The 26,586-nt window shown below is 60.7% G+C and carries 22 protein-coding genes; 7 read left to right on the top strand and 15 right to left on the bottom strand.

Annotation, left to right across the window (positions count from 1 at the left end; translation table 11 throughout):
- The first annotated feature begins 85 nt into the window (after positions 1 to 85).
- Together CSQ92_RS05055 and CSQ92_RS05050 are read left to right on the top strand one after the other, a co-directional pair.
- Positions 86 to 1,084, top strand: coding sequence for an aldo/keto reductase (locus CSQ92_RS05055; RefSeq protein ID WP_099393398.1), 999 nt, complete (start codon positions 86 to 88; stop codon positions 1,082 to 1,084).
- A 107-nt stretch (positions 1,085 to 1,191) separates the two neighbouring features.
- Positions 1,192 to 1,830: an NAD(P)H-dependent oxidoreductase gene (locus CSQ92_RS05050; RefSeq protein ID WP_034788098.1), complete on the top strand. Its 639-nt coding sequence runs from the start codon at positions 1,192 to 1,194 to the stop codon at positions 1,828 to 1,830.
- A 69-nt stretch (positions 1,831 to 1,899) separates the two neighbouring features.
- Here the strand turns inward: CSQ92_RS05050 and CSQ92_RS05045 are convergent, their stop codons facing one another.
- The 3 genes from CSQ92_RS05045 to CSQ92_RS28990 form a co-directional block, all read right to left on the bottom strand.
- Complete coding sequence (locus CSQ92_RS05045) at positions 1,900 to 3,201, bottom strand: ATP-binding protein (RefSeq protein WP_143450282.1); 1,302 nt, start codon at positions 3,199 to 3,201, stop codon at positions 1,900 to 1,902.
- A complete protein-coding gene (locus CSQ92_RS05040; RefSeq protein ID WP_034788094.1) occupies positions 3,195 to 3,860 on the bottom strand; it encodes a response regulator transcription factor in 666 nt (221 codons plus the stop codon). Before CSQ92_RS05040 ends, CSQ92_RS05045 begins: the two co-directional genes overlap by 7 nt.
- Positions 3,861 to 3,937: 77 nt before the next feature.
- A complete protein-coding gene (locus tag CSQ92_RS28990; protein WP_180276935.1) occupies positions 3,938 to 4,114 on the bottom strand; it encodes a hypothetical protein in 177 nt (58 codons plus the stop codon).
- A gap of 232 nt (positions 4,115 to 4,346) precedes the next feature.
- Here CSQ92_RS28990 and CSQ92_RS05035 point away from each other — a divergent pair, with 232 nt between their 5' ends.
- The gene (locus CSQ92_RS05035) at positions 4,347 to 6,212 is read left to right on the top strand and encodes a LodA/GoxA family CTQ-dependent oxidase (protein WP_143450281.1); all 1,866 of its coding nucleotides are present in this window, start codon (positions 4,347 to 4,349) and stop codon (positions 6,210 to 6,212) included.
- Complete coding sequence (locus CSQ92_RS05030; protein WP_099393395.1) at positions 6,209 to 7,312, top strand: tryptophan 7-halogenase; 1,104 nt, start codon at positions 6,209 to 6,211, stop codon at positions 7,310 to 7,312. Before CSQ92_RS05035 ends, CSQ92_RS05030 begins: the two co-directional genes overlap by 4 nt.
- Positions 7,313 to 7,350: 38 nt before the next feature.
- On the opposite strand, the gene CSQ92_RS05025 is transcribed toward CSQ92_RS05030, so the two are convergent.
- Entirely contained in the window at positions 7,351 to 7,935 is a 585-nt protein-coding gene (locus tag CSQ92_RS05025) for a TetR/AcrR family transcriptional regulator (protein ID WP_180276934.1), read from the bottom strand.
- A gap of 92 nt (positions 7,936 to 8,027) precedes the next feature.
- Here CSQ92_RS05025 and CSQ92_RS05020 point away from each other — a divergent pair, with 92 nt between their 5' ends.
- Entirely contained in the window at positions 8,028 to 8,876 is an 849-nt protein-coding gene (locus tag CSQ92_RS05020; RefSeq protein ID WP_099393393.1) for a siderophore-interacting protein, read from the top strand.
- A 22-nt stretch (positions 8,877 to 8,898) separates the two neighbouring features.
- Here CSQ92_RS05020 and CSQ92_RS05015 read toward each other — a convergent pair whose 3' ends face one another.
- The 4 genes from CSQ92_RS05015 to CSQ92_RS05000 form a co-directional block, all read right to left on the bottom strand.
- The gene (locus CSQ92_RS05015; RefSeq protein ID WP_099393392.1) at positions 8,899 to 9,528 is read right to left on the bottom strand and encodes a hypothetical protein; all 630 of its coding nucleotides are present in this window, start codon (positions 9,526 to 9,528) and stop codon (positions 8,899 to 8,901) included.
- A gap of 137 nt (positions 9,529 to 9,665) precedes the next feature.
- Complete coding sequence (locus CSQ92_RS05010) at positions 9,666 to 10,328, bottom strand: DUF799 domain-containing protein (protein ID WP_099393391.1); 663 nt, start codon at positions 10,326 to 10,328, stop codon at positions 9,666 to 9,668.
- Positions 10,325 to 10,693, bottom strand: coding sequence for a DUF4810 domain-containing protein (locus CSQ92_RS05005; protein WP_257219124.1), 369 nt, complete (start codon positions 10,691 to 10,693; stop codon positions 10,325 to 10,327). The genes CSQ92_RS05010 and CSQ92_RS05005 overlap by 4 nt, the downstream gene beginning before the upstream one ends.
- Positions 10,694 to 10,701: 8 nt before the next feature.
- Positions 10,702 to 11,376 (bottom strand): CsgG/HfaB family protein, encoded by a 675-nt coding sequence (locus tag CSQ92_RS05000; protein ID WP_034788077.1) that lies wholly within the window; start codon positions 11,374 to 11,376, stop codon positions 10,702 to 10,704.
- Positions 11,377 to 11,708: 332 nt separating this feature from the next.
- Here CSQ92_RS05000 and CSQ92_RS04995 point away from each other — a divergent pair, with 332 nt between their 5' ends.
- Both CSQ92_RS04995 and CSQ92_RS04990 read left to right on the top strand, forming a co-directional pair.
- Entirely contained in the window at positions 11,709 to 12,908 is a 1,200-nt protein-coding gene (locus tag CSQ92_RS04995) for a YbfB/YjiJ family MFS transporter (RefSeq protein ID WP_099393390.1), read from the top strand.
- 38 nt (positions 12,909 to 12,946) lie between these two features.
- On the top strand, positions 12,947 to 13,480 hold the full coding sequence (locus tag CSQ92_RS04990) for an ankyrin repeat domain-containing protein (protein WP_099393389.1): 534 nt from the start codon (positions 12,947 to 12,949) through the stop codon (positions 13,478 to 13,480).
- Positions 13,481 to 13,673: 193 nt separating this feature from the next.
- On the opposite strand, the gene CSQ92_RS28580 is transcribed toward CSQ92_RS04990, so the two are convergent.
- The 7 genes from CSQ92_RS28580 to CSQ92_RS04950 all read right to left on the bottom strand — a co-directional run bounded on the left by CSQ92_RS28580 (position 13,674) and on the right by CSQ92_RS04950 (position 26,532).
- Entirely contained in the window at positions 13,674 to 14,369 is a 696-nt protein-coding gene (locus CSQ92_RS28580; RefSeq protein ID WP_143450280.1) for a putative type VI secretion system effector, read from the bottom strand.
- Between the two features lie 113 nt (positions 14,370 to 14,482).
- On the bottom strand, positions 14,483 to 15,277 hold the full coding sequence (locus CSQ92_RS04975) for a hypothetical protein (RefSeq protein ID WP_099393386.1): 795 nt from the start codon (positions 15,275 to 15,277) through the stop codon (positions 14,483 to 14,485).
- 14 nt (positions 15,278 to 15,291) lie between these two features.
- Positions 15,292 to 18,195 (bottom strand): T6SS effector BTH_I2691 family protein, encoded by a 2,904-nt coding sequence (locus CSQ92_RS04970; protein ID WP_099393385.1) that lies wholly within the window; start codon positions 18,193 to 18,195, stop codon positions 15,292 to 15,294.
- A 45-nt stretch (positions 18,196 to 18,240) separates the two neighbouring features.
- Complete coding sequence (locus CSQ92_RS04965; protein WP_180276933.1) at positions 18,241 to 19,176, bottom strand: DUF4123 domain-containing protein; 936 nt, start codon at positions 19,174 to 19,176, stop codon at positions 18,241 to 18,243.
- On the bottom strand, positions 19,163 to 21,970 hold the full coding sequence (locus CSQ92_RS04960) for a type VI secretion system Vgr family protein (RefSeq protein ID WP_257219123.1): 2,808 nt from the start codon (positions 21,968 to 21,970) through the stop codon (positions 19,163 to 19,165). The genes CSQ92_RS04965 and CSQ92_RS04960 overlap by 14 nt, the downstream gene beginning before the upstream one ends.
- Before the next feature lie 121 nt (positions 21,971 to 22,091).
- A complete protein-coding gene (locus CSQ92_RS04955; protein WP_143450279.1) occupies positions 22,092 to 23,447 on the bottom strand; it encodes a T6SS immunity protein Tli4 family protein in 1,356 nt (451 codons plus the stop codon).
- A gap of 28 nt (positions 23,448 to 23,475) precedes the next feature.
- A complete protein-coding gene (locus CSQ92_RS04950; RefSeq protein WP_180276932.1) occupies positions 23,476 to 26,532 on the bottom strand; it encodes a phospholipase in 3,057 nt (1,018 codons plus the stop codon).
- Positions 26,533 to 26,586 lie beyond the last annotated feature (54 nt).

Here is a 26,586-nt window from a genome sequence, read left to right as displayed (position 1 = left end):
AGTAATGCATGCAGGATAAGCCATCTTATCGCATGCTGTTGCTTCATCCATACTCCTTGCATCTTTTTTTGAAGAGGAGTGAAAAATGGAACACAGAACACTGGGCAACTCCGGCTTGCGCGTCGCCCCCATCGGCCTGGGCTGCATGGGCATGAGCTTTGCCTACGGCGGCGCCGACGAGGCCACCTCGCTGCGCGTATTGCACCGCGCCGTGGAACTGGGCGTGACCCTGATCGATACGGCGGAAGTCTACGGCCCCTACGCCAACGAGGACTTGGTAGGCCGCGCCCTGAAGGAGCTGCGCGGCAAGGTCAGCATCGCCACCAAGTTCGGCTTCAGAATCTTGCCCCACGGCCAGGGCGTGGAACGCATGGCGGGCGTCGACAGCCGCCCCGGACACATCGTCCGGGCCGTGGAAGCGTCGCTGTCCCGGCTGGGCATCGATTGCATCGACTTGCTGTACCAGCACCGCGTGGACCCCGCCGTGCCCATCGAAGACGTCGTCGGCGCCATGGCGGATCTGGTGCGGGCCGGCAAGGTGCGCCACCTGGGGCTGTCGGAAGTGTCGGCCGCCACCCTGCGCCGCGCCCACGCCGTGCATCCGATTGCGGCCGTCCAGTCCGAGTATTCGCTGTGGAGCCGCGATGTGGAGGCCGAGGTGCTGCCCGCTTGCCGCGCGCTCGGTATCGGCTTCGTGCCGTACAGCCCGCTGGGCCGGGGCTTCCTGACGGGCCGGCTCGCATCCAGCGCCGCGCTGGCGCCAGACGACTACCGCCACAGCCTGCCCCGTTTCCAGCCGCAGGCGATGGAAGCCAACGCGAAGCTGGTAGCTGAACTGCAGCGCCTGGCGGCGGCGCGCGGCGCCACGGCGGCCCAGCTGGCCCTGGCCTGGCTGCTGGCCCAAGGCAGCGATATCGTGCCGATACCGGGCGCCCGCAGCCTGGCGCACCTGGAAGAGATTGTGGCCGCCGCGCGGATTACCCTGAACAAAGCCGAGCTGGGCGCCATCGGCGCCGCCATCGCTCCCGCCGCCGTGCAGGGCGCGCGCTATCCGCAGCATGAGCTTGCCATGCTTGGCCTGTAGACAACCGTGCCTGGCTCGGCTATACAAGTTCTTTTGCCCGCCGCACTTGAAATGCCTGAATCCGCTATCATTTCCAATCTGAACTATTCATTATGAAAGGGATTTATATGTCCGCACTGCTCGAAACACTGCAATGGCGCTACGCCACCAAGAAGATGGACCCGACAAAAACGGTGCCGCAAGACAAGGTCGAGCGCATCCTGGAAGCCGTGCGCCTGACGGCCAGCTCCAGCGGACTGCATCCTTACGAAGTCTTCGTCGTGACGAATCCGGCCCTGCGCGAACAGATCAAGCCGCATGCATGGAACCAGTCGCAAGTGACGGACGCCTCGCACCTGCTGGTGTTCGCCGCCTGGGACAATTACACGGCAGAACGCATCAACGCGCGCTTTGACCTGGTCAACACCGTGCGCGGCTTCAAGAATGAAGGTTGGGAAGCCTACCGCCAGCAAATCCTGGCCACGTATCCGCAGCGCGATGCGGAAACCAACTACCAGCACGCGGCGCGCCAGGCCTACATCGGCGTCGGCACGGCCCTGATCGCCGCGGCCCAGGAAAAGGTCGATTCGACGCCGATGGAAGGGTTTGATCCAGCCAAGGTCGATGAAATCCTGAACCTGCGTGAAAAAGGTCTGCGTTCCGTCGTCATGCTGCCGCTCGGCTACCGCGCCGACGCAGGCGACTGGCTGGTGGACTTGAAAAAAGTGCGCCCTGCGCGCGAGCAATTCATCACCGAGCTGGCGTAAGCGCCTCGCCCGTGATTGAAAAGCGGATGCCCTGACCGGCATCCGCTTTTTTTTGTCCGTTCAGGCCGCTTACGGAAAACGCACCGTCACCTGCAGGCCCCGCCCCGCCTCGCCCTCGGCCAGCGCGATATCGGCCTGGTGGTGCTCGGCGATGTGGCGCACGATGGACAGGCCCAGGCCGCAGCCCCAGGCGTCGTTGCCGTCGGGGCGGAAGAAGCGGTCGAACAGGCGCGCGTGGTGTTGTTGCGGCACGCCGGGGCCGTTGTCGGACACGCGCAGCAGGGGCCGGCCCTCTTCCACGGCCGCCTGCAAGTCGACCCTGCCGCCCTGCTGCGTGTAGCGCAAGGCGTTGTCGATCAGGTTATTCAGCAACACTTGCAAGCCATCGGGATCGGCCTGTACCAGCACCCTGGCCGGCAACGTTTCCACCACGCCCAGGTCGATCTCCCGGCTGTCGGCCAGCGCGCTGTGGTCGGCCACGGCCGCTTCCAGCAATTGTCCCAGGTCCACCGTGTGCAGCTGACTGGCCGCCAGCGCCGTTTCATGGCGCGCCAGGCTGAGCAGCTGACGCACGAGGTGCGTGCTGCGATCCAGCCGCTCATGCAGCCGCGCCAGCGCCACGCGGCGTTCTTCCTCGCTGCCGGCCCGCTCGGCCACCTGCAGCTGCAGTTTCAGCGCCGTCAGCGGCGAGCGCAATTCATGCGCCGCATCGGCAACAAAGGTGCGCTGCGCCGTCAGCGCCGCTTCGAACTGCCCCATCAGGCTATTCAACGCCAGCGCCACGGGCCGCAGTTCGGGCGGCATGTCGTCGGCCGCCAGCGGCGTGAGCGCATCCGGTGAACGGCCCGCCACGGATTCGGCCAGCCGGTGCAGCGGCGCCAGCGCCCGCCCCACGACGACGACGATCAGCAGCGCCAGGATCAGTGCGAACACCAGCAGGGGCGCGCCGGCCCGCATGGTCATCTGCCAGGCCAGCTGGTCGCGCACGGCCTGCGCCTGCGCCACCTGCACGTAGCGGCCGCGCCGCGTTTCGCCGTACAGGCGCCAGTCCTCGCCGTGCAGCACGACATCGGCAAAACCGGCCAGCGCATAGCGCGGCAGTGCCGGCTGGCCCTGCAGGACGGGCAATGGCTGGCCATCCTCGTCCCAGGCCTGCAGCACGAACGCTTCTTCCGGGTCTTGCGCGGCGGCCAGGCCCGTCTGCGTCTCGAATTCGTCGGGCAAGGCCACGGCCAGCTGGCGCAGCTGCAGATCGGCCAGTTCATTGGTTTCTTCCAGCAGCGAACGGAACAGCGAAATGCCGGCGCCGAGCACGCACAGCAAGGTGGCGGCCAGCAAACCGAGCAGCAATTGGCGGCGGATGGTCAGCAAGATGCTACCCGCATCTTGTAGCCCACGCCGCGCACGGTCTGGATGCAGTCGGCACCGAGCTTCTTGCGCAGCTGGTACACGTACACATCGACGGTATTGCTTTCCACTTCGCAATCCCAGCCATACAGCTTTTCGCTCAGCTGGCGCTTCGACACCACCTTGCCCGGATGGTCGAGCAAGGCGCGCAGCACGGAAAACTCGCGCGGCGGCAGCTTGATCAATTCGCCCTCGAACGTGACCTCGTGGCTGGCCAGGTCGAGGATCAGCGCGCCGTGCTCGATGACGGAGCGCGAACGGCTGACCCGGCGGCGCAGCAGCGCGCGGATGCGCGCCAGCAGCTCGTCGAGGTCAAACGGCTTGACCAGGTAATCGTCGGCGCCGCTGTCGAGCCCGTCGACGCGGGCCGGCGTACCGTCGCGCGCCGTGATGATCAGCACGGGCAACTCGGCGCCCCGCGCACGCATGGTGCGCAGCACGTCCATGCCCTCCTTGCCGGGCAAGCCCAGGTCCAGCAGCATCAAATCGTAGGCGAAGCCGGCCAGCGCCAGCTCCGCATCGTGGCCATCGCGCACCCAGTCCACGGCATAGCACTCGCCGCGCAAGCCCTCGACCAGGCTTTCCCCGATCATCGGATCGTCTTCCACCAGCAACACGCGCACCCGGGCCTCTCAATGTCTTGAAAAAGTCACCATCTTACCTTGACTGGCGCCGCGCCGCAGGACCTGCCGCGGTGGCCTTACCTGGACCCGGACCCGCGGAACGGTGGAATATTGCCTTCTTGCGGAAACAGGGCCGCACCTTTCGCAAGCGGTACCGCCGCAGCGAGCGCCTCGCCAGGCTGGGCCGCTTGCGATACCGGCAGAAAAGCCAGCAGGGATAGCGCGCCAACACAGAAAATAGCCTTGATTTTCATATCATTCCTTAAAGGTTGCATAGAAAAATATCGGATCAATACATTATCTTATATATTGATAAACAGGCAATGCCGATCCAAGATACCTGCGTGCCGGCAACAAGTCAATCTCCGCAGCAACTGAATTGCCCGGCCTGGCGCCCGATTTCACGCCAGCGTGACTATGTGCGCATTTGGCGCATTTTTTATGCGGTATATTTTCCTTCCCTCCACGCATCTGGAAAGGCCCGCCATGTCCACCCCCACTTTGGATACCGTCATCGTCAAGGCGGCGATTTATCCGCCCATCGGCATTGCCCGCGTGGGCAACAGCCCCAGCGAGTACTTTCTGGGACCGGAGGTGCCGGAACCGGCGGCACGGCCGGCCGGTTATTACCGCGATGCGTCCGGGGCCATCAAGCGCCAGGCGGCCAGCTTTCGCATCTACGGCCTGAACGCGGCCGGCGTGGCGGTGGCCGAATTGAACGCCAGCAATGCCGACATCGAATGGTCCGTCACCCTGGCCAACACCAAGGCGGCGTGGTACCAGTTCCAGATCGCGCTCGATATTCCCGAGGCGAATGTCACCCAGCCCTCGTTCCTGCGCAACATGGCCGTCACCGACCGCGCGCAACTGTCCATCACGCCGGGCGAGCGCAAGATCAGCGGCAGCGACAGCCAAGGCGTGGCCTTCGACAGCGGCCGCTTCATGGGCACGCCCGTCTACCTGGGCGAATTGCGCACGGATGCCATGGGACGGCTGATCGTGCTGGGCGGCCATGGCAAGTCGGCCTCATGGAATGGCGCGCGCGCCATCACCTTCGCCAACAACGAAGGCTGGCATGACGACACGGCCGACGGCCCCGTCTGCGCCAAGGTCCACTACCAGGGCCATGCCTTGCCCGTCGACATGGCCTGGGTGGTCGTCGCGCCGCCCGACTATGCACCGCAGCAAAAGTCGGTGCGCACCATGTGGGACTTGATGCGCGACTTGTTTGTTTCCGAAGGCAAAATTGCCGCGCCTGCCGTTCCCTCGTTCCAGGACGATATCCGCCCCATTTTCGAGCGCCTGTCCAATCTGCAATGGGTGAATGCCGGCTTTGCGGCCGCCTTTGGCTGGGATGGCAGCACGCCGTTCAGCCGCGACGAATGGATGGCGCGCCTGGCCAGCCCGTCCGACAACCGCAAGGAGTGGCGCAACGTCATCTATAACCAGTTCCGCCAGTTCGAGCGCGACGCCTGGGCGCCATCGCCGTGGCCGTGGCTGTATGGCGATGCGATGGCCATCCCGCCGGCAGACACGCCGCGCCAGAACTGCGCGCTGAGCAATTTGCAATTGCGCTTCCTCAAGCAATGGGCCGACGGCAAGTTCACGGACGACTACGCGCCCGGCAAGACGCCGCCGCAAAGCCTGGCCGACGTGGAACTGGCGCAGCAACCGGACACCCTGCTGCGCGCGGCCATGGAATTCTGCCTGGCCGACGCCTTCCACCCCGGCTGCGAAATGACCTGGCCCATGCGTCAGGCCAGCATGTACAGCGCACCGTTCCGCCTGGCGCACCGGCCGCCCGGCTGGGTGGAGCCCGACTACGGCGCCGTCTTGACACCGGACAATATCAGCAGCCCCTGCTCGGCGCAGATCGCCGGCGGCGTGACGCGCTGGATGGCCGTGCCATGGCAGACGGACACGGCCAGCTGCCGCTCCGGCTACCAGTCCGACTACGATCCCTACGTACCCACGTTCTGGCCCGCGCGCGTGCCCAACCAGGTGATGAGCAAGCTCGCCTACGACACGGTGATGAACCGCGAAGTTCCCGTCGACGACCGCCTGGCCGCCTTCGCCCGGCGCGCCGCGTGGATACGTCCGCTGGGCAACATCAGCTATGAAGAGCAGATCAACAACATGATCGCCGACTTGGCGCAAGTGGGCGTGGTGGAAGTACGCCCAGGCCCCACAGACGTGACGGGCTTCCCTGCCTTCCTGCAGGTGGAAAACCTGCCGCAGCCGATAGCCGGCAAGCACCAGTTGCGCGCGGCGGCGGGCATACCGGACGAGTTCGTCGACGTCGACCTGGAAGGCACGGAAAAAGCGCGCCATCTGCAGCGACACCGCTTGTGACCCAGCTGCAGGCCGACGTGCTCATCGTTGGCGCCGGTCCGGCCGGCGCCACGGCCGCGCTGAACCTGGCGGGGCGGCACCGGGTCTTGCTGGTCGACCGGCTGGCCGGCCCGCTGGCGCGCATCGGCGAATCGCTGCCGCCGGCCGCCGCGCGCCTGTTGCAGGACATGGGCTTGCTTGACGCCTTCCTGCGCCAGGGCCATGCGCCCTACCACGGCAACCGCGCCTGGTGGAACGGCGCCTGGACGGAACACCACTTCCTCAGCGATCCCGACGGGCACGGCTGGCACCTGGCGCGCGGCACCTTCGACCTGTGGCTGCGCGACGAGGCGCGCCGGCGCGGCGCCGCCCTGCTGGCTTCGGCCAAGATCGTGGGCATCGTACCGGACGATGCCGGCTGGAAAGTACACCTGCTAACGCAGCACGGCCCCTGCGACGCGGCGGCGCGCATCATCATCGACGCCACGGGACGCAACGCCCGGCTGGCCCGCAGAATCGGGGCGCGGCGCCAGCGCGGCGACCGGCTGGTATCGGTATGGCAATACGGGCAGGATCGCACGCCCTCCGCGCGGGGCTTTGCCCACATCGAGGCGTGCGAAGACGGCTGGTGGTACAGCGCGCCCCTGCCCGGCAAGCGCCGCGTGCTGGCCCTGCATACGGATGCGGACTTGCTCGACACCAACATCTTGCGCGATGCCGGCTGGCTGGAAGCGGCGGCGCGCCGCTTGCCGGCCACGCGGGAATTGCTGGAGCAGCAAGGCTATGCGGCCGAGACACTCGCCATGGCCACGCCCGCGCATACGGCGACCCTGGACGCCGGCGCCGGCCCAGGCTGGTTCGCCGTCGGCGACGCCGCGCTGAGCTTCGATCCGCTGTCATCGCAAGGCATCTTCAACGCCCTGTACACGGGCCTGGCCGCGGCCGCGGCCGCCGACCGCACGCTGCACGGCGACGTGAATGCCTATCATAAATACAATGGGGAACTGACAGCCATCAGCGCGGCGTACGAACGCCACCTGGCGTACTGCTACGGCCAGGAAACGCGCTGGCCGTCAGCGCCGTTCTGGCGCCGGCGCAGGCTGGCCATGCAAGCAAGCTGAGCCTGACGAAGTTATAGTTCTGGCAATATTGCGCGCCATTACGGCCGCATCGTCAGCACCCCGATGACCAGCGCGCGCATGCCCAGGTCGAACTCGGCCTCAATGGCCATGTCGTCCGCGTCCCCGTCCTGCCATGCCTCGCCGGCCGACGCATACACGGTGTCGGCCAGGGCCACGCAGTGAAACGCCACGGTCGACAGCAGCCAGCGGGCGCGCTCCAGCGGCAGCTGATAGTCGTGCGCCACCTGCGCCTGGTGGGCCTCGATGCGCGCCAGCATGGCCGGTGGCGTCGCTTTCCGGCGCAGCAGATAGGGCGCCAGGCCGGGATGCGACTTGACCAGCTGGCGCAGCGAAGCGCTGAAACGCAGCAGGTAGTGCTCCAGGTCATCCTCCCCGGGCGCCGGCAATTGCCAGCGCGCAAAAATCTCCGCAGCCACCAGCAGCTTGAGCTCGGCCAGGTGTGCCACGTGCTTGTACAGCGCCACGTGGCTGACGCCGAGCAAGGCGGCCACGCCCGTAAAGGTCATGGCGGGCAAGCCCATGGTGATGCCGGCGTCGGCAATGCGCGCGCGCGTGATGCTGGGGGGACGCCCGGGGCGCGGGGTATCGGTGGCGATAGTCATGATTATTTTCCGTGGCGGCTGCTGCGTTGTCGTTTTTCCGCAATTAGTTTAGCATGATGAAACTAATTACCCAAGATACAGGAGTACTTACCATGGCAACACCCCCAGAACCGCAATCGGGCGGCGCCTTGCGCAACGCCGAGCATGACCGCAGCCTGCATGCAGTCACGGCCAGCGTCGTCGCCATCACGCGCCCCGTTCCCAGCGTGCTGCGCGTGACGGCCAGTCTGGCCCGCTCGGGCGACGATCCGCACTGGGCGCTGCCCAACGTGGCCTTCCGCATCCATCTCGACGGCGCTGTCGATGGCGGCGCCTCGCGCATCTACACCGTGCGCAGCTATGACGCGGCGGCGTCAGCGTTTACCTTCGATATCGTGCTGCATGAACATGCCAGCCCCATGATGCGCTGGGGCGACAGCCTGCGCGTGGGCGACGCATTCCGCCTGACGGGGCCGCGCCCGCAGTTCACAGTGCCAGGGGGCGGCGAACGCAAGCTCGCCCTCTTCCTCGACGAGACGGGCATACCCGCGCTGTACGCCATGCTGCAGCAGTGGCCCGCCGGCGCGAGCGGCATCGGCTGGGTGGTGACCGATGATGAAGCGGCGTTCCAGGAATTACCCGAGGTGCCGGGCCTGGCATTGCAGCGCCTCGGCACGGCCCACGTGGCGCCGGACGGGCCGCTGGCCGCCCAGGCCAGGGCGTTACAAGATCCGCACGATTACGCGATATGGGGCGCGGGCGAACGCGATGAAATGCGCGCCATCCGCCAGCACTTCCGCATCGATGCAGGCCTGGACAAGGAACAGGTGCTGGTGGCCGGTTACTGGAAGCGCGGCGTCAGCAATACGCACATCGACGCGCGCCGCAAGCACAGCTTCGAGCAGCTGATCGCCAACGGCGGCACCCTGGCCGACTTCGACGACCTGGCCGTCGAAGTGTGAGCCGTGGCGGTCGCGGCGCGCGCTAGCGGGCGGCGAAGTCGAAGCGCCACGCGTCCTGGCTGCGGTGCAAGGTCACGTCCACTTCGGTAGCCGAAACCGGCATCGCATACTGCGTCATGTCCTGGAAGCTCTCCAGGCTGTAGGTCTGGCCCGCCGCTGGCCGCATGGCGACCACAAAATAGAGGCTGGGCAGGTATTCGAAACCGACCGTCATGTTGGCGTCGACATCGGACATGGTCGCGACCGGCCGGTCGTTCACGTACCAGTTGCAGCTGAATGGGATGAATGGGCTGGTCTCGTTCATGACGCCGCATTGCGCCGGCGTCAGCTTCGATTGCGCCAGCGAGGCGGCGGCCGGCTGCAGCAGCGGCGACAAGCCATGCGGGCTCACGGCCGACAGCAGCTGTCCCGGCGCGATGACCTGGCGGCCCGAGACGATGGTGTTCCCGGTGATGCCGAAACTGTTCACGTCGGTCGAGATCCTGTCCTCGTAGTGAAACGATTCGGTGGCGCCGGCCGACCCCGTCAACACTTGCCAGGCATGGCTGTGGTAATGGCCCTGCGGGTTTTGCAGCTTCAGGAAAACCAGCACGGAGTTGCCTTGCAAATCGTCTGTTTCCACGTTGTAGCGGACGTTGAATTGAATGCCCATCGCTTGTTCCCTGCCTGGAATCTGCACGAACTCAGGAAAGACAGCGCCGGAGGACGAGTCCGCGATTTCCTCCGGCGCCGGTTGTCACTGCTCATGCCCTGGCTGATGCAGGGCCTTGGCACGCTACTCGCGAACGATTACTGCGCCAGGTAGCGTTCCGAACGGGGACCGTACAGCAAGCCATTCGGCACGCCGGCCGACAGCATGCGCGCATTTGCCGTGCCGGCGAGCGGATGGCTGGCATCGGTGCTGGTGTTGATGATCTGCTTGACGGCCGCCGTCACCAGCGCGCCGATCAGGCCGCCGCCACCGCTGTTATTGCCTTCGTTGCTGGACGCGCTGGCCGCACCCTGCCACAGCAAGGCGCCCGTCTTCAGGTCGACCAGCTTGGCATCGACCGAGACCACCGTCACGCTGTCGATCACGGCGTAGGTCGTGCCGTACTTGGAGATCGTCACGTACAGGCCCGCATCGGCGCCAAAGATCTCGTTGAGCTTTTTCGCATCGACGCCATGGATATCGGCGGCATTCGTCAAGCCGTTCTGCTTGAAGGTTTCACCGACCACGGCCACCGGCAGCACGTAGTAGCCCGCCTCGGCCAGCGGATAGGTCACTTGTGCGTAGACGCTGTTGCCGGCATTGACTTCCGGCGAGTTGTTCAGCGGTGGCAAGACCACGATCGAGCGGGGCTTGGCAGCCTTGAAGGCCGTGTAATCATACGCGGCCTGCTTGGTGGCGCAACCGACCATGAAGATGGCGGGGCCCAGGCACAGGGCCATTTTCAACATGCGCGACATCATAATTTCTCGCCTTTTTTCAATTTACCCAACAGGAAGTCCATGTACGGCGTCGATTCCGGGAACAGTTTTTTCTCGTCTTCGAACTGCGCTTCGACCTGCTCCGGCTTGCCCGCGATCGAATACAGCATGCCCAGGTGGGCGTGGTAGCCCGGTGGCGCATGGTTGCCCTTCGCACCGATCACCTGCAAGTCTTTTTCCATGGCGGCGATCTGCTGTTCAGGGCTTTCACCCTTCAGGTATTCGTACACTTGCGGCTGGTAGCCTTCCCATTGGTACAGGGTCTTCGATTGCGTGGCGCAACCGGTCAGGGCGGCACAGGCGAGCAGCGCCAGCAGGGCCGCGCCCTTGTTCATCATTGTTTTCATGGGATACCTTATTGTTTGCGCATTGCGCCGGCTTCGACACCAGCCACCAGGCGCTCGACCGCTTCGCGCATGGCCAGGTCCAGGACTTTGCCGTTGAGGGTCGCGTCATAGCTGGCGGTGCCGCCAAAACCCAGTACTTCGCGGTTCGACAGGCTGTATTCGCCGGCGCCAGCGGCCGAAAACACGACTTCAGACGTAGCGATATTGACGACGTTCAAGGTGACCTTGGCATAGGCCACTTGCGTCTTGCCGCGGCCCATGATGCCGAACAATTGCTTGTCGCCCACTTCCTTGCGGCCGAATTCGGTCACGTCGCCCGTGACGACGAAATCGGCGCCCTTGATATTCTGGCCCTGCTTCTTGAACTCGGCTTCCTGCTTGAGTTCCGCCATGTTGTCGCGGTCGAGCACGTTGAAACGGTTAGACGTTTGCAGGTGCGCGATCAGGATCGTTTTCGACTGGCTGCCCAGGCGGTCGACGCCATCGGAAAAGATGCCGCGCATGAAGTTCGAGCGGTTGTCGAACTTACCGACAGCGATCAGGGTGCGCGGACCAACGTAGGGACGGGCTGCACTGGCAACCGTGGGGACTGCCACGGCTTGCGAGGTTTCGGAAGCGCAGCCAGCCAAGGCCGCGCCAATCAGCGCTGCAATCAACAACGCGCCGGGTTTATTCTTGTTCATAGTGCCCTTATGATATGGAGGATCAGGAGCAACCTGCAAAATTGATTTTAGGCAAGTTAATTTCCTAATTGCAATTATATGGTATTGCATGTCTCACAATTCTATCCAAAAGTAACAATAACAAGATTGCATTATTGCCAGTGCTGCGCATGCAACAGACTTGCGGGACGGAGGCGGCAGCGGCTTGACTTCTCAAGGCCAATTCATTAACTTGACAGTAAAAAACGGCCTGCGGTGAGCGCCGTATGCCACTGCCGCCACAGACCTTGCCCGCCGGCCTGCCCCACCCCGGCGCCAACTCCACGCTTTTCATCTAGACGGGTCTCCAGGCCATGCCGACACACGATCATTCCCCGGCCCATCCGCTGGCCACGGCGCTGGCGCTTTCGCTGGGCGCGGCCGTCGCCCTGGGCCTGTCGCGCTTTTCCTATGGCTTGCTGCTTCCGCCCATGCGTGCCGACCTGGGCTGGTCCTACCTGCTGGCCGGGGCCATGAACACCTTCAATGCGCTCGGCTATTTTCTCGGCGCCCTGGCCACGCCGGCCCTGATGCGCCGCCTGGGCGTGTGGCGCTTGCTGATCATCGGTTCCGTGCTGGCCAGCATCTTCATGCTGATGTCGGGCCTCGTCAGCGACACCACCACCCTGTTCCTGCAGCGCGTGTGCGCGGGCGTGGCCAGCGCCTTCATGTTCATCGCCGGCGGCGTGCTGGCGGCACGGCTCGGTTCCATGCACAGCCAGCGCGCCGGCTTCTACATCGGCCTGTACTATGGCGGCACGGGCTTTGGCATTGCCTTGTCTGCCCTGCTGGTGCCGGCCGCGTTGGCGTCCGCCCGGGAACACGGCGCCGCGCATGCGTGGCAATGGCCCTGGCTGGCACTGGGCATCGCCTGCCTGCTGGCCACCGCCATCATGGCCTTGCCGGCCAAAGCGATCGGCGAAGCGCCGCGCGCCGTCGATACGCCGCGGCGCTTCGCCTGGCGCGACTTTACCCCCAGCCTGGCCGGCTACTTCATGTTCGGCGTCGGCTACATCGGCTACATGACCTTTGTCATCGCGCTGCTCAAGCAGCAAGGCATGCCGCCCACCCTGGTCACCGTGTTCTACACTTTATTGGGCCTGGCGGTGGTGGCGTCGTCGCGCATCTGGGCGCGCATGCTGGACCGCTACAGGGGCGGCGAATCGCTGGCGATATTGAATGGCGTGCTGGGCGTGGTGGCCATCCTGCCCGCGCTGACGAGCTTCATACCCGTCGTGTTCCTCTCCGGCCTGGTCTTCGGCGCCGTATTCCTGTCGGTGGTAGCGTCGACCACGGCCCTGGTGCGGCATAACCTGCCGCAGCAATCCTGGACAGCCGGCATCAGCGCCTACACGACGGTCTTTGCGCTGGGGCAGATCGTCGGCCCCATCGTGGTTGGCTGGATCGCCGACGGCCCGGCCGGACTGGAACGGGGCTTGATCGCCTCGGCCATCGCCCTCTTCATCGGCGCGGTGCTTGCCTCGCGGCAAAAGGCGCTGGCGCCGGCCGCATAGTAGACTACAGGCATAGCCCCCCTCAAGGAAAGAACACGATGAACACCGATGCACGAAAAATCCCCGCAACGATGGATGCCGAAACGCTGGAATTCATCCAGGGCCTGTTTGCCCTGGTACGCGAAGGCGATACGCAACAACTGGGCGCCATGGTGGCCCAAGGCGTGCCAGTCAACTTCCGCAACGAAAAAGGCGACAGCCTGATCATGCTGGCCAGCTATCATGGCCACCTGGAAACATCGCGCCTACTGCTCGAAGCGGGCGCCGACGCCAACGTCCCCAACGACCAGGGCCAGACGCCGCTGGCCGGCGTGGCCTATAAAGGCTACCTGGACATCGCCGCGCTGCTGCTACAGCACGGCGCCAGGGTGGACGGCGCCAGCCCGGACGGCAAGACCCCGTTGATGATGGCAGCCATGTTCAACCGCCTGGCCATCCTCGACCTGCTGCTACAGCACGGCGCCCGCATCGATGCCGTGGACAGCCGCGGCATGACTGCCGTCTCGCTGGCCAAGAGCATGAACGCGCAAGAGACCCTGGCACGGCTGGTCAGCCTGGGCCAAGCGGAATAAACAGGGGTACTGTCTGCCAGTAATCGCGCGACTGCATCGCGGGGGGATGGCGCGCGATTACGACCGACAGAGCATCGAACTCTAAGTACCTGCCGCCATCCTTGTCTAGAAAAATGAAGATGCTTCATTTCTACTCCAGAGAGGAGCAGCTCATCAGGAACATCAATGGGATCATACATTTTACTTATCTAATTTAAAGATAGTACACGCCCATCGGCAAAGCGGGCTTTCCTGATTTTCTGAATTTTCTCGTACTTTTAAAAAGATCAATTTTTTCCGGATCAGCGATCCCAAGTGCCTTCCCCACTCTATTCATCTCCTTTGAAAAATCCATAAAGTCCTTCCAACTCAAGCCAACAGTTACAAACAAAATAATTGGATTAATGAAAGCAGAGCAAATCAAAACAAACCACATTGGAAAACCGGAAAAAAATCCCAATAAAATTTCAAAAATACATAATCCAATAAAGGAATATCCACAGCATTTTAAAAGATGATATTTTTTTGCGAGTGTTCCACGTTCAGAATGTGGTTGCATCCATATCTTGCTTTCCTTTACATCAACGACTGCGACAGCGATGAAGTCATTGCCTTTTTGATAGCCAACAACCTGAACCTCGTCCCCGGCGCTAAAACCTACTTCCCAAAAACTCCCGCTAACCCACTTGCCGCCCACGCTCATGCTGAAGACGGCGACAGGATCTCCGTCACTTGTGGCCGCCTGTGCGCTGTGAACAGCGCCTGATTCACCCGTGGCAGCCTGCACGATCGAGGTCAAACCGGACATTCGTTTGAACGATTCGGCACTCTTCAAATAATTCACATGCATGTCGGAAGTTCTTAAATCCTCAACAACACCGCTGACCAACTTATAGGAGAATTCATGCATATGATTTTCTCGATCGCTGAACTGGCAATATCTTTACAGCACTGCCATCAATTTCGAGGAGGAAGCGAATCAGATCCAACTTGAAAAGTAACGGAAATGTATCGAGGAAATTATCAAGCAGATTGAATTTTGTATTTCGACATGTGTTTCTTCAAGGCCAATTCACAACTGTATCCAATAAAACCATAGCTATGATCCTTGAATAAAGTAGCGCCAGCGCGCATATCAAAGTCACTTGGCCTTGGAAAGCCATGGGCAGAGAAAATTTCCGTCGCACATATCGAATAATCACGCATGGTTCTGAAGCTCCAATATTCGAAAGGAATCCAGAAAATCAAAGGAACCAGGAATATAGTGCCACATGCCAAAATTATATATTCTTTTTTTTCAACAGATATATCAACATAGGAAAAAAATGCAGCAAAAGCCATAACCCACATAAACAATATCATATTCCGTGCAAATTTCATGCAATTCCAAAAAAAGGCTCGCTCTCCACAATAGGTATTCAGTGGCATCAGCAACAAACTATCGTCAATACGGAGCAAACTATGCACATACAGTACATCCTTTCTCTGTGTCACCACCAATTTGACGATATCGCCATCCTTGATCTTGTCAGCGTCTCTAAAAACACCGCATACTACTTTCCCGTTGACCAACCCGGCAAAATTGTACATATCTTCGCCATCGTAAAAACTCAGCATGGCTGCATTTGCCAACGCCCCTGGCATGCCATTGATGGCGGCCGCGACACCACCTGCCAGATTCTTTTCCGCAAGGCTTCTTTCAATTTTACTAAGTAAATTCACATTTGTTGCAGCCATATGAAATTCTGTGAGTTTTCCTTCCACAGTAAAAAAAACCTCTTCGGAAGAAATATTTTCAGCACCCTCTTTTTTCATCATGTGCTTCCTAAAAGTTATGATTGAACCGTTTTGAATGCCTTCTGCAACTCCATTAATTCTTTCTCAACAGAATCAAACGGCTTTTCACTGAATAAACCTCTTCTCTTCCTGAAACTGCATGCTTGAAACCAATTCTCCAGATCATCGTCCATGATCCATACCCGATATCCGACTTCGACCACTGTTATCCCTAAGCCAATCAGATTAAACCGGGCCAATCGTATTAATAAAAGGGTTCTCCCGTCTGCCACCTTTTTAGCAAGTGCAGCAGTTCCGACAAGAAATTTTGCCATATTCAGGGAAAGACTTGAATTTCTCGCCAATAACGATCCGGCCAATCGCGACATTAAAGGAGCGGAATACGAAAATGCTGCGGCCAAACCTAAACCTATGTTACCCAGACCCAGAAATGCCCTCCCCGCATAAATTCCCACCAGAATTCTATCAGTTCTTTCCTTTTTGCTCTCTTCATGAGCGGAAAGAACATCCAACCAAAATATAATTGCACCAGAAAGTGCCCCAAGAATTCCCGCAGCCATTTTAAAGCCACCACGAATAATATCTGCGCCCTTATTTATGCCCGAAATCTTGTTGTAAGGAGAAATTTCCCTTATAGATTTTGTCACAGAATAAGCCAGATCAAATGACATACTGCTCAATGAAAATATTGAAGCTGCCACCTCAGCCTGCAGCCTGGGGGAATCGAAAAAATGAGGCAATTTTGTTGCCAGGGAAAGGCTTTCGATTGACATTAAAAGGACACCAATGCGGGCATGGCGAAAATTATTGGTCTCGGGCCGTTTCCCTACGTCCAATTCATCCAATGCAATCTTGACCTTATTTTTTACCTTTATCTGCTCATCCTCTATCAGTTTTCCTATGCTACCTTCCACTTTTGCCGCATCTGCCTGAGCAATTCTGGTGGCCTCCGCTCGCGCCATGCGCTCAGCTTTATTTTCTATTTTCTGCTCTAATTTATTTTTTTTATTTTCCGTTTTCAGCGTTTCAGCGTATTTCTTTGATTTTTCTCTTAATTCATCAATATTTTTCTGTTTCAGAGGAGCCATCAATTCCTCGAAGGTTATTTTTTCAGCCAGATCCGCCAATTTTGAGTACAGCAATACACCGACAATGCTGGAAATTGCCTTGTCCAGCTTCCCGCTTTTGGTGGACAGTGCTTGGGTCCACTCCGATATTTTTGCAAATGCCATTCCTTCAATAGTACGGTGATATTTTGACAGATTACGAATCGATTTATTCTTCTTGGCATTTGGATCATTATTGTGAATCTTAAGAATTTCACCATCACGCAACCATTCATCCCATGCGGAATCAATTTTTTTAAAGGAATCAATCAGGCCTTTGCAGGCCTTTAACCACGGTGCAGCCTGTACTTTTGAAATGTCTCCTGCAGCCTCGACCTGGTCTTTAGCGTCCTTGAAAGCTTTTTCCGCAGCATCGTATAAAGATTTGTGATTGTAAAAATTTGAACGCATGTACAAATTTTTTCTTTCAATGGAATTGACATCCATCCAATTTTTAAGAACAGGCTCATTTTCCTTACCCGAGAACATGCCAAACACGCACCGGGAGTATTCAAAATTAAAGCAAAACCCGCTGCTGATATTTTCTTCATCATAACTATCAAATGCCTCAACCAGTTCCGTGGACATCACCCACTTGACGTGATCGGCAGTTCTCTTCCTCGATGTTGCTTCCGCTTCTTTCGACAGTTTATCCAGCGTTTTCCGAAGCAAATCAATTTCAGAAACAGAGATGAGCGATTCATATTTCTTTTCAAATTTATCGCGCGCATCCTGCTCACTGCCCGCAAGAAGCTGCTCGCGCCGTCTCTCCCGCGCTTCAGAAGTTTTTCTTATTCTCTCTTCAATTATTTCAGCTTCTTTTACACGATTTAATTTCCTGAGCATTTCGGCGTTATTTTTATTAATATCCGGAAGCGCCCTCGAATCCATGTCATCGAGATTTTTCTTTCTGATTTCCACGCCGTATTTGATGACACAGTCCTTGACATCATCAATGCCAACCATAACGTCCATCTTCCGCCGATTGCTGACTTTTTCCTTGTCCACCTGCTCAAGAAAATTCTCAAGCGGTTGCAGTGCTGCATTACGAAAATCGTTCAATTCCTGCGTGATGCCGATTGGGTCAAACACAGCAAACGCTGCCGCCTTGGTCGCTACCATTTTCTCTTCCAGCTTTCCGATCCGGCCGCCCGGCGTCGCCAGTGGAAGATTGGCTATGCCTTCATAAGCATCGCAACTTGCCATGTAAAGCTGCTGCATGAGAATTTTTCCCAAAGGGCTCTTGCCGGCATTTTGATACTGCCGGGCGAGCACGGCCTCAGGGACGTATTTGCCAAGCTCTTCAGGCTTCAGGCTGTGCGGCTGTTCGGTACTGCCCGCCGCCCATTCCTTTGGCAGAAAAACCTGCATTTGTCCTTTTTTAACGCTGGCCTCGGCATTGGCCGCATACGCGTCCAACCGCTCTCTCGTCATGGCAGTCGGCGTGAACAACAGATAAATTTTTTCGACAAACTCGATCTTGTCGATCGCGATCAGGCTGGCGTTGATGCCGCAGGTGGTGCGGTCGCAAGAAAAATTCACGGCCGCCGATGGTGGCGAATCGACGGGGAATTTGGACAGGAAGGCGTCGTCGTCGGCAAAATAGCCTTCCCAATACAGCAATCCCGACCGCTTGATCAGCACGTACAGGAAACCGGCGCGCAGCAGGCGCGGCGCATAGCTGGCGTTTTCCAGCGTGATGTGCTTTACCTTGTCGCCTAGCTTGCCGGGCAAGGCTGGCACATGATTCGCCGCGCCCTCGCCCACCACTGCCGCATAACGCAAGGGCAAAATGAACAAGCCGTTTTTATCGCAAAATTTACAGTCTTTCATCGCTCTTCCTGTTGAGTGGGCGGCACGCGGTCATCCTGCTGGGCATCAAGTCAGGGAATGAAGATGGGCGTTTAATACTATGTCCAGCGGCAAGCCTTGCGTGGCTGCCATCCGCATCAGTTCCCCTAGGGCGGGGTGCATGGTGAATGCCTGGCCGTGTGCGACGGCGCGCCAGGCATAGGCGATCTGGTCATCAGGCTGGTCCAGGCTCGCACTTGCGCTGTAGACAAGATGGTGGTCGATTTGCGCATCGATGCCTGGCCCGATTGCCGTTTGCCTGGCGCTCAGGATGCGCACTACCAGATTGATCTGCTCGATGCGCTCCATCGCCTGCCTGGTTGGCTCATCGATGCGCAGGGGAATGTCTTGCACTGCCGACACCGGTTGCGCATTGCCATGCTGGATCAGCTGCCCATCTCGGTCGAGCTGGCACCATCTCTCGACAGGGCCGAGCAGATCGTCAAAACTGCTGCGCCCCGACACGCCTGCAGTAGATGACGGAAACAGTCTCGCCAGATGCGGCATGACGCGAGGGTCGAAATAGCGCAGGTAAACGGCATCGCCGGACGCATAGCGCACATTCAGGCGCGCCAGCATGGCGCTACGCAGACGTTCCAGCGTCACGTGACTAAATAGCCAGGCACAGATCCGGGGTACTGCGCCCGGTTCGGCATGCTGCTCTTGCGCCAGCTTCAAACTATATTCGACCAGCGCATAGTGCTCGGGCCGCTTGTTTGACAACGCGAGCAGCATCGGTGCGCGCTGCAAGTCATCCTGGAAGATCGGGTCATCGAGCAGCACGCTGGCCGCGGGCGGCGACAGAGCCTCGATCGCCTCGCGCAAAGGATTGTCGATGAACTGGTCGATCAGGACGACGGTCCTGTCATAGCCGCGGGCCACGTTATAGAGCACTTCATCGGCGCGCGCCGTCGATCCCCCCGCCGAAGACAGGGCAGGCGATGACACTTTATCGTTTGACACTGGCCGCTCCCGCCTGCGTGGCATCGAGCAGTTTCAGTGCACAGCCTTTCAATTGTCCTGCCGGCAAGGCCAAAGGGGCAGGACTGGCGCTGGCCGGCCCCGTGAGCTCCTTCATGCCGGCCTTGAATTCCATCTTGCCGGGCCCATGAATCTCGATATTGCCGCCTTCGAGCTTGATATAGGCGCCCTGCACCGTCATCAGCACATGCTGCTTGCCGTTGATATTGACGCTTTTGCTGACGCTGGCAACGGTCACGGCCTTGTCTGCGGTTAATTTTGTTTCATCGGACTGGCTCTGGCTGCTGACCTTGCCGCTGGCCGCGTGCAGGCGAATGCCCGTTTCCTGGTTGGGTTTGTCGGGCTTGCTGGCCTTGCCATAAGTAAACAGGCTGATGCCGGAACTGATCGCATGGAAATGGTTGCCTTGCGCGCCGAAATTGATATCCTGCCCTGCCGCGATGCTGCTGGTATTGCCGGCGGCAAAAAGCGCGTTGAGCGGCGTGGTCGCGGCGATGCCGGCCGGACTGGACAATTGCAGCTGCGGCGCGCCATAGGCCGTCGCCTGGCCATCGCCCGTGCCCGCCGTGCCCTTGAGCATTTCGATGCTGTTCGCCAATTGCTTCAGCGCCGACAGCGTATCGGGCGCCGCTTCGGCCTGGCCTTGCCCACCGCCTAACACAGCCTTGTGCTTTTGCGCCGTCTCGGCAAGCGATGTCAGCAAGGCCAGGCTTTGTTCGATCTGGGCCGTGGCTTCCTTGGTATCCATCTGCGTGCCGCTGGCATTGGTGCGCCCGTCGGTCGACAGCAGCAGTCCCTGCCCCGCACGCAGCGCGGCGCTGTGCTCGGTTTTCAGTTCCGCCCCGAAGCCGGCGGCGGCCAGCCGCTGGTTGTCCGTCTGATGGCGCAAGTGTCCCAGGTTCAGCTCGGCAGTACCCTGGTGTGCGCCGGCATGGCGCTGCAGCGCCACGCGCGGCTGGCCCGGGCTGTCGTCGAATACCAGCTGGCTGTACGCCGCGCCGCCCTGCTGGCTGGCCTGCATGGCCTGGCTCTTGATGCCGGACAGTGCGGCCGGGTGGGCATGCGCGCCCGCTTCCCCCGGAAACCAGGCCGGCGCATTGCCGGTGGCCGGCCCGGCGCCATGGGCCACGCGGTTATTCTGGGCATCGGCCGTGCCTTGGCCGTTGTAAACGGTACCGATCACCAGCGGCCGGTCGATATTGCCTTCCAGGAAATCGATCAATACTTCCTGGCCGATGCGCGGCAAGGCATGTCCGCCCCAGTTGGCGCCCGCCACCGGCGCCATCGTGGAGGCCACGCGCACCCAGGTGCCGGCACTGTCGTCGCCAGGCGCGCCGGTATGCTTGCCGCCTGGCGGATGGTCGAGGCGGCTGTGGCTCATGACACCGCGCTGCCAGTGAAATTGCACCTTGATGCGGTGGTCGCGGTCGGTGTGAATCACGGCGCCGGCCGGACCCACCACGACGGCCGTCTGCTGGCCATGCACGGTCGGGCGCGGATGCAGCAGCTGGCCATGCTGGTCCTTGCCGCTGGCGCGATAAGGAATATTGCTGCGGATGGCATCGATGCGGTTGCGGTACAGGGGCCGCTCGGCAATGGCGCCCAGCAGCGCGGGCATGCGGTGCAGGCTGCCGGCTTGCTCCTTGCGGATGGCCGCATCGAGCAAGCCCGTCTTGAGCGTCTGCACAATGGACGACTGCAGATCCGCGCTCAGGTTGTTGTGCATCAGGTGGACCGTGCGCGCGATCAGGAAGCTGCGTTCGTCGTCGCTGCCCGCCTGGTCGAACACCGGCTGCCCCTGCAAGCTAAACGTGGTGCCCGGCGACAAGGTACGCACGGTACCGGCCGCCACGTGGACTTCCTTGCCCGCTTCCAGCGCCTGCAACTGGTTGCGCGCGATGCGCTGGCCCTGCTCACGCGAGGCATAGGCATAGGCCCCGGGCGCGTCGCGGCTGAGCAGCTCCACGCCCTGCACCTGGCCGGCCGCGCTGGCAACACGCTGGTCGAGCGAGCGGTAGTCCCAGCTGCCCATTTCGATCGCATTGGTCTGCTGGCGCAATTCGGTGCGCCAGCGGTCGATGCTGTCAACCTTCATGACGGCGCCCGGCTGCGTGAAATTGATGCTGCTCTGGGCATTCGGCTTGAACGCGCCGTTATGGTCCGCGATCACCAGGCAGTGGCTGCCCAGGCTGGGGCTGCCGGGATCGCCGCCGTGTTCGTAGTAATAGAACAGCCCTTCCTCGTGCATCAGGCGCTGCGCGTAGGCCCAGTCGCTTTCCTGGTACTGGGTGCTCAGGCTGCGCTTCGGGTATGCCGCGCGGTCGAGGATATCGAAACGCCAGGCCGGCGCCAGCTTGCCCTGCGCCTGGTAAGCGGCAAACAGCGCGTCGAGGATGTCGAATACCGTCATGTCCTGGAACACGCGGCTGTCGCGGCCGTGGGCAAGAAACGCGCTCCACGGTTCCAGGGTCAGGTGATAGCGCGCCATGCCGCCGTTCGCGCCAACCAGCTCGACGGCGGTGATATGGCCGTGGAACGGGCGCAGCGCGTCGGCGCTGGTAGCGGTCAGCAATTGCAGCAGGGCCGGCTGGCCAATCAGGGTACGCAAGGAAATGGCGGCGTCCGTCGACAGGGCCGCGATCTGGAACACGAAGCCTGTGCTCAAGCCTTCCTCGCCGCGCACGCATTCCGCCAGCAGGCGGTCGGCGCCGAGGGGCGTGGTCAGCTGTAGCAATCTGCTGGCTTGCGTGAAACTGGCGGGCAAGGACATGGACATCCGGAACTCCATCACGCGGCTTCCCGCACAAAATTAGTAAATAAGCATTTTTATCGAAGCCATTACACCCTAGAAATTTTTTTATAGCAAGAGTGTTTCGATTGAAATCTCGGCTCAGCAATCATTGCGTGCCGCTCAGACCGCGGAACTCCGGCATGGCCGGTTCGGTGGGCCGCAAATGCGTACTCTTCAACAAGGTTTCCAGGCGCGCGTAGCTGCTCTTGAACGGCGGCGGATTCTGCTTCAGTTCCGGTGCCTGCTCCATGCTGCGGCTGCCAAGTTCGATCAGGATGTAGGGCAGCACCGCCGTGCCCAGCCATCCCGCGTAACCGGTGAATACCGTATAGGTTTCAAACGGCGCGCTGCCTGGCCGCTCCACTTTCAGCGCCACGCCGCCCTGCTGCGCCGTCAGCGCGCCGATGCGGACGCTACGGGGCGCGATGCGCTCGACAATGAAAGGCTTGGCTTCCTGCTCGCCGCGGCTGCCGAACTGGCCGATGCCGCCGGTGGCGACCGCCTGGACCAGCGGCACCTTCAAGGCGCGCGGATCGACGTTGCCGGTGCTGATCGTATACAACACGCCGGGCGCGTCGGGCCAGCGCAAGGACTGCTTGATAGCGCTGACCGTCTTGCCATCGTCAGCGATAAAGCCATGCGGAATGCACAGGCCCAGCTCTTTCGGCACTTCATTGGCGGCGCGCGGGCGGAAGCTTTTCAGGAAGCGGATGAACTGCTGGCCATGCGCCGCCTCGCTATTGTTGTCGCGTATTTCTTGCATGGATTCAAACACATACACATACTCGCCGCGCTTCAGGTGGCTGCGATAGATGGAATAGCGGGTGGGGTTGGCCGTTCCCGAACCTTCGCTGCTGCGGTAACCGTCACTGTCCGGCAGGCCGGAATCAAATGTCTGGTAGTTGCTTTGCAGTTCCTTGATCTGCGCCTGCCTGCCGGTGAGCGACTTCTGCGCCAGATAGCTCGCCTGGCGGGTCTTCGCGTTGGCGGGCTGGCCTTTCAATGCGGCCAGTTCCGCCTCATCGTCCTTGAGCAGCGCCTGCAGGCGGTCGATCCTGGGTTGCGGCATGGCTTCCCGCAAGGCGGCCATATCTTCCTTGCCTAGCGGCCCCAGCACACCGATGCGGACATTTCCAACCTGTATCTCATCACCCTGGTGAAATACGTCTTCGCTGAAAGACCGGTAAAAGATGCCCGTGTCGGAAGCGTCCTTGTAGCGGGTCGGCCACTGTACCGGTGCATGCACGTCGAACACCAGCCGCCCCAGGCACTCGCGCGCCATGCCGGCCGGCGTCGCGTACCCGGGCGCGGTCGCTTGCATCAGTTCCTGCGCCGTGGGCCTGCGCGATGGCGCCGCCGGATCGGCCTGGTTGGCGGCCATGCCTTCGCCATACGCGCCGGCAAACAGCAGGAGAGTGGCGAGATGGCGTGCGGCAAAACGCGGAAGACAAACTATCATCATGGCTACCAATCAAAAAAAGCACTATTCTTCAAGCCGAGCTTTCGCCCTGCCCGGCTGGCGGGCGCTTGCCTGATTCAACCTGGGCGTAGGTTTCTTGCGGCAATGGATGGTCTGCATCGCGCGGCGGTTTCTTCTCCTGATGGGCCAGCAGGGTCAGATTCATGCCTGAAATATTGTTTTCGCCTGCCGTCCAGGTGACCGGCAAGGCCACGATAAATCCCTCGACACCCACCGGCGCCGATTCGGGCGCGCGCGTTTGCGCCTCCCAGGAATGCGATTTGTCGCGCAAGATATCGGCATCACGCCAGAAGCGCTCGTGGAACGGCATGTGGTGTTCCAGGCTGCGCGTCCTGGCATTCCAGGTGGGCCAGATCGAACTGGGCTTGCCGCTTGGGCGGGCCAGGAAAGCGAAGGCCTTGGCATACGCTTCCGCATTGGCCAGCGCCAATTTTTGAATCGCCTCCCAAGTGTCCGGAGCCGCCGGACGCAACAGGTGCTTGATCAAGCCCTTGGCCGGGGTGGCGCCATCGGTCAGGCCGAACAGTTTTTTCCACAGGCGCACCCGCAAGTCATGCACGTTGACGCTGACCTTGTCGCTATCGACACCATCGAGCTCGACATCGGTCTGATTGTCATCCCTGACGACGACCGCCAGTTCCGAATCGCGCCCGCCCAGCTGGCTGCGGTCGTTGATATTGGCGCTGCCCAGGATCGCCACCCGGTCGTCGGCGATCAGCAGCTTGGAGTGCACATAAATCTGCTCCGTCACGTGACGCGGGCCCAGGGTTTCCCAGGAACGCAAGTTGAGCAAGGTCAGGTAGCTGGTCCACTTGTCGCCGGCCAGTTCGGCCAGGCGGTCCGGCGCGTAGCCGGCAACGGTTTTCCTGGCCTCTTCCGCCCCCAGCTTTTTGCTCTTGCGCAGATCCCGCACCAGGATGGCGCGCCGGATCCGGTTGACCAGGCTATCCTTGCCGAACACCAGCGATTGCATCGTCAAATGCAGCTGCGTCATGATATTGAGGGTGTCGAGCGTGCCTTCCGGATGCACCGGCAGCACCATGTAGACATGGAAAGGCAAGCCATCGTTGATAGCCCGCTCGATGCGCTGCGACAATGCCAGGCCGATCGGATTGAGGATGCCTGGCTCTTCCTTGCCCATCATGCGGGTCGAGGTGATATCGGCGTAGTTGCTCATCACATTGAACAGATCGGCCATGAAATCGCTGCCGCCACCGGTAATGTCGGCCTTGACATCGTCGATCTGCGACCAGATCAGCTTGTCGATCATGTCTGCCGGCGGCACGCCATACACGCCGAGCTGCCGCGCATACTTTTCATAGGCCGGCGACTTGCTGATGTCGAGCAGCGCCGCCATCGGACCGGACAGCGGCCTGGTCTTGCTCGCATCGCTGCCATATTCCGACTGGAAAAACTGGCCTTCGATATAGATGAACTTCTGCGCCCCATTAATTGCCGTCAACATCGCCTTCAGACAGTTGTTCTGCGGCCATTCCGGCCTGGCCGCGGGTTTGCTGCCGCGCGCATGTGCGGCCAGCTCGTCATTGAGCAACCTCATCGGCGCGCTGCGCAACACTTGCACCCAGGCATCGCCGGGCGGCTTCGCAGGCGTTTTGGGCGGCGGCGCGGCGGCGATGCGCTGCAAGACCAGCCTGGGCGTGCCGGACATGCCCAGCGCCTGGAACATCTTGATCAGCGAAGGCGGCATGCTGGCCTGGTACGATTTTTCATATCGCTGGGCAATGCCGTTCCAGCGCTCGATGAAATTGCGGCTCAAGTCGCTGACCGACGGCCCGACGATGGCCGCATGCACATCGTGCCATGGCATGCGCGGCTGCGTGGCGGCGAAGGTCTTGGCCCCGGTCGGCATGATCTTGCGCAATTTTTTCAGGTTTTCATAGCGCGTGGGACGCGCGTCGGCCAAGGTCGACAGATAAGTGAGGACGCCGATCACGAAAGTCTCGATCAGCTTGACCGTGCCGCTGCGCAATTCGGGCGGCAGCTTGTTCAGCGAGCCGGCGTTCAGCCAGGACATCAGCGCCGTGCCGCCGTCGATCACATGCGCGCTGCCCGTGGTGCGCACGGCATCGACCTTGTCGCGCAAGCCTTTGTCGAGCTGGCCGTAAGCCCAGCGCGATATATCCTGCGCGACATCGATCGGTATGTCTTGCAGCTTGCCGATAAAGTCGGGCATCAGGTCGATCGCATCCCATTTGGCGGAAATATTCCTCGATATCCGCGCGATACCATCCTTGGCGTCCTGCACCACGTCGAGCGCGACGGCGATCGGCCTGATCGTTGCCGAGGTGGCAAACGTGGCCGCGCCACCGACTTTTCCGCCGATGCAACCGGCCAGCAGTTCGGCGCGCGTCAGGTAGGCCGTTTGCGCTTCATGGTTCATCGGCTCGATGGCCGGGATGCAGGTGTTGTACACCTCGTTGCCCTTGCGCGTGCCGTGGCTGAGGGCGAACTTGCCGTTGTCGCGACGGCCATAGGCAAGGTCGATGCCGCCGACAAACGCGCGCTCATTGTCGATCACCACGAGTTTCTGGTGATGGGAAAAGCCGATGCCCAGCATGCCTTCCATGTCGCTCTGGGCGATCGCCGGCAAGGCGAAGGCCTTGGCGGGGCCGCCGACGCCTGCATTGAGCTGGAAGATCGCCAGCACGGTTTCGAAGTCGCCCGTATCGACTCCGACCTTGGGCGAAAGCCACGGCATCACATACACTTTCGGACGGTGGGGATTGCTTATCGCCGTTTCCAGGCATTCGAACAAGGTCTTGCTCGCCGTCAGTTCGACATCGAAATTGACTTGCCAGCCCGTAATAAAAATCGATTTCTTGGCGCCTTCGATGGCTTTCGCCACTGCCGTGAAATACTCTTCGCCGGTGACATAGAATTCGACCTGGTTGCCCTTTTGCTGTTCCGAAAAGATGCTGCCCCACTTTTGCTCGGGGAAATTCGGCAGTTCTTCGCCATCGTGCACGAAACAGCCGGGCGCCGACGTGGCCGGCGCGCTCGGCGTACCGTCCTTGCCCGTCAGCTGGGAGATATTTTTATTTGTCATGACGCATGTCGCAGTGTGTCGCCGGTTGGCTTGCATGGAAGGAAAATGTCAGCA

The organism is Janthinobacterium sp. BJB446, from assembly GCF_002735655.1.
GTDB classification, from domain to species: Bacteria; Pseudomonadota; Gammaproteobacteria; order Burkholderiales; family Burkholderiaceae_D; genus Janthinobacterium; species Janthinobacterium lividum.
Note: the sequence above shows the minus strand (reverse complement) of the source record. Positions and strands in the feature narration are given on the sequence as shown.

Bases quoted from the DNA above. Each gene is read 5' to 3' on its own strand.
- CSQ92_RS05055 (WP_099393398.1), top strand. From the start codon at position 86: ATGGAACACAGAACACTGGGCAACTCCGGCTTGCGCGTCGCCCCCATC.
- CSQ92_RS05050 (WP_034788098.1), top strand. From the start codon at position 1,192: ATGTCCGCACTGCTCGAAACACTGCAATGGCGCTACGCCACCAAGAAG.
- CSQ92_RS28990 (WP_180276935.1), bottom strand. From the start codon at position 4,114: ATGAAAATCAAGGCTATTTTCTGTGTTGGCGCGCTATCCCTGCTGGCT.
- CSQ92_RS05035 (WP_143450281.1), top strand. From the start codon at position 4,347: ATGTCCACCCCCACTTTGGATACCGTCATCGTCAAGGCGGCGATTTAT.
- CSQ92_RS05025 (WP_180276934.1), bottom strand. From the start codon at position 7,935: ATGACTATCGCCACCGATACCCCGCGCCCCGGGCGTCCCCCCAGCATC.
- CSQ92_RS05020 (WP_099393393.1), top strand. From the start codon at position 8,028: ATGGCAACACCCCCAGAACCGCAATCGGGCGGCGCCTTGCGCAACGCC.
- CSQ92_RS05015 (WP_099393392.1), bottom strand. From the start codon at position 9,528: ATGGGCATTCAATTCAACGTCCGCTACAACGTGGAAACAGACGATTTG.
- CSQ92_RS05010 (WP_099393391.1), bottom strand. From the start codon at position 10,328: ATGATGTCGCGCATGTTGAAAATGGCCCTGTGCCTGGGCCCCGCCATC.
- CSQ92_RS05005 (WP_257219124.1), bottom strand. From the start codon at position 10,693: ATGAAAACAATGATGAACAAGGGCGCGGCCCTGCTGGCGCTGCTCGCC.
- CSQ92_RS05000 (WP_034788077.1), bottom strand. From the start codon at position 11,376: ATGAACAAGAATAAACCCGGCGCGTTGTTGATTGCAGCGCTGATTGGC.
- CSQ92_RS04995 (WP_099393390.1), top strand. From the start codon at position 11,709: ATGCCGACACACGATCATTCCCCGGCCCATCCGCTGGCCACGGCGCTG.
- CSQ92_RS04990 (WP_099393389.1), top strand. From the start codon at position 12,947: ATGAACACCGATGCACGAAAAATCCCCGCAACGATGGATGCCGAAACG.
- CSQ92_RS28580 (WP_143450280.1), bottom strand. From the start codon at position 14,369: ATGCATGAATTCTCCTATAAGTTGGTCAGCGGTGTTGTTGAGGATTTA.
- CSQ92_RS04975 (WP_099393386.1), bottom strand. From the start codon at position 15,277: ATGATGAAAAAAGAGGGTGCTGAAAATATTTCTTCCGAAGAGGTTTTT.
- CSQ92_RS04970 (WP_099393385.1), bottom strand. From the start codon at position 18,195: ATGAAAGACTGTAAATTTTGCGATAAAAACGGCTTGTTCATTTTGCCC.
- CSQ92_RS04960 (WP_257219123.1), bottom strand. From the start codon at position 21,970: ATGTCCATGTCCTTGCCCGCCAGTTTCACGCAAGCCAGCAGATTGCTA.
- CSQ92_RS04955 (WP_143450279.1), bottom strand. From the start codon at position 23,447: ATGATGATAGTTTGTCTTCCGCGTTTTGCCGCACGCCATCTCGCCACT.
- CSQ92_RS04950 (WP_180276932.1), bottom strand. From the start codon at position 26,532: ATGACAAATAAAAATATCTCCCAGCTGACGGGCAAGGACGGTACGCCG.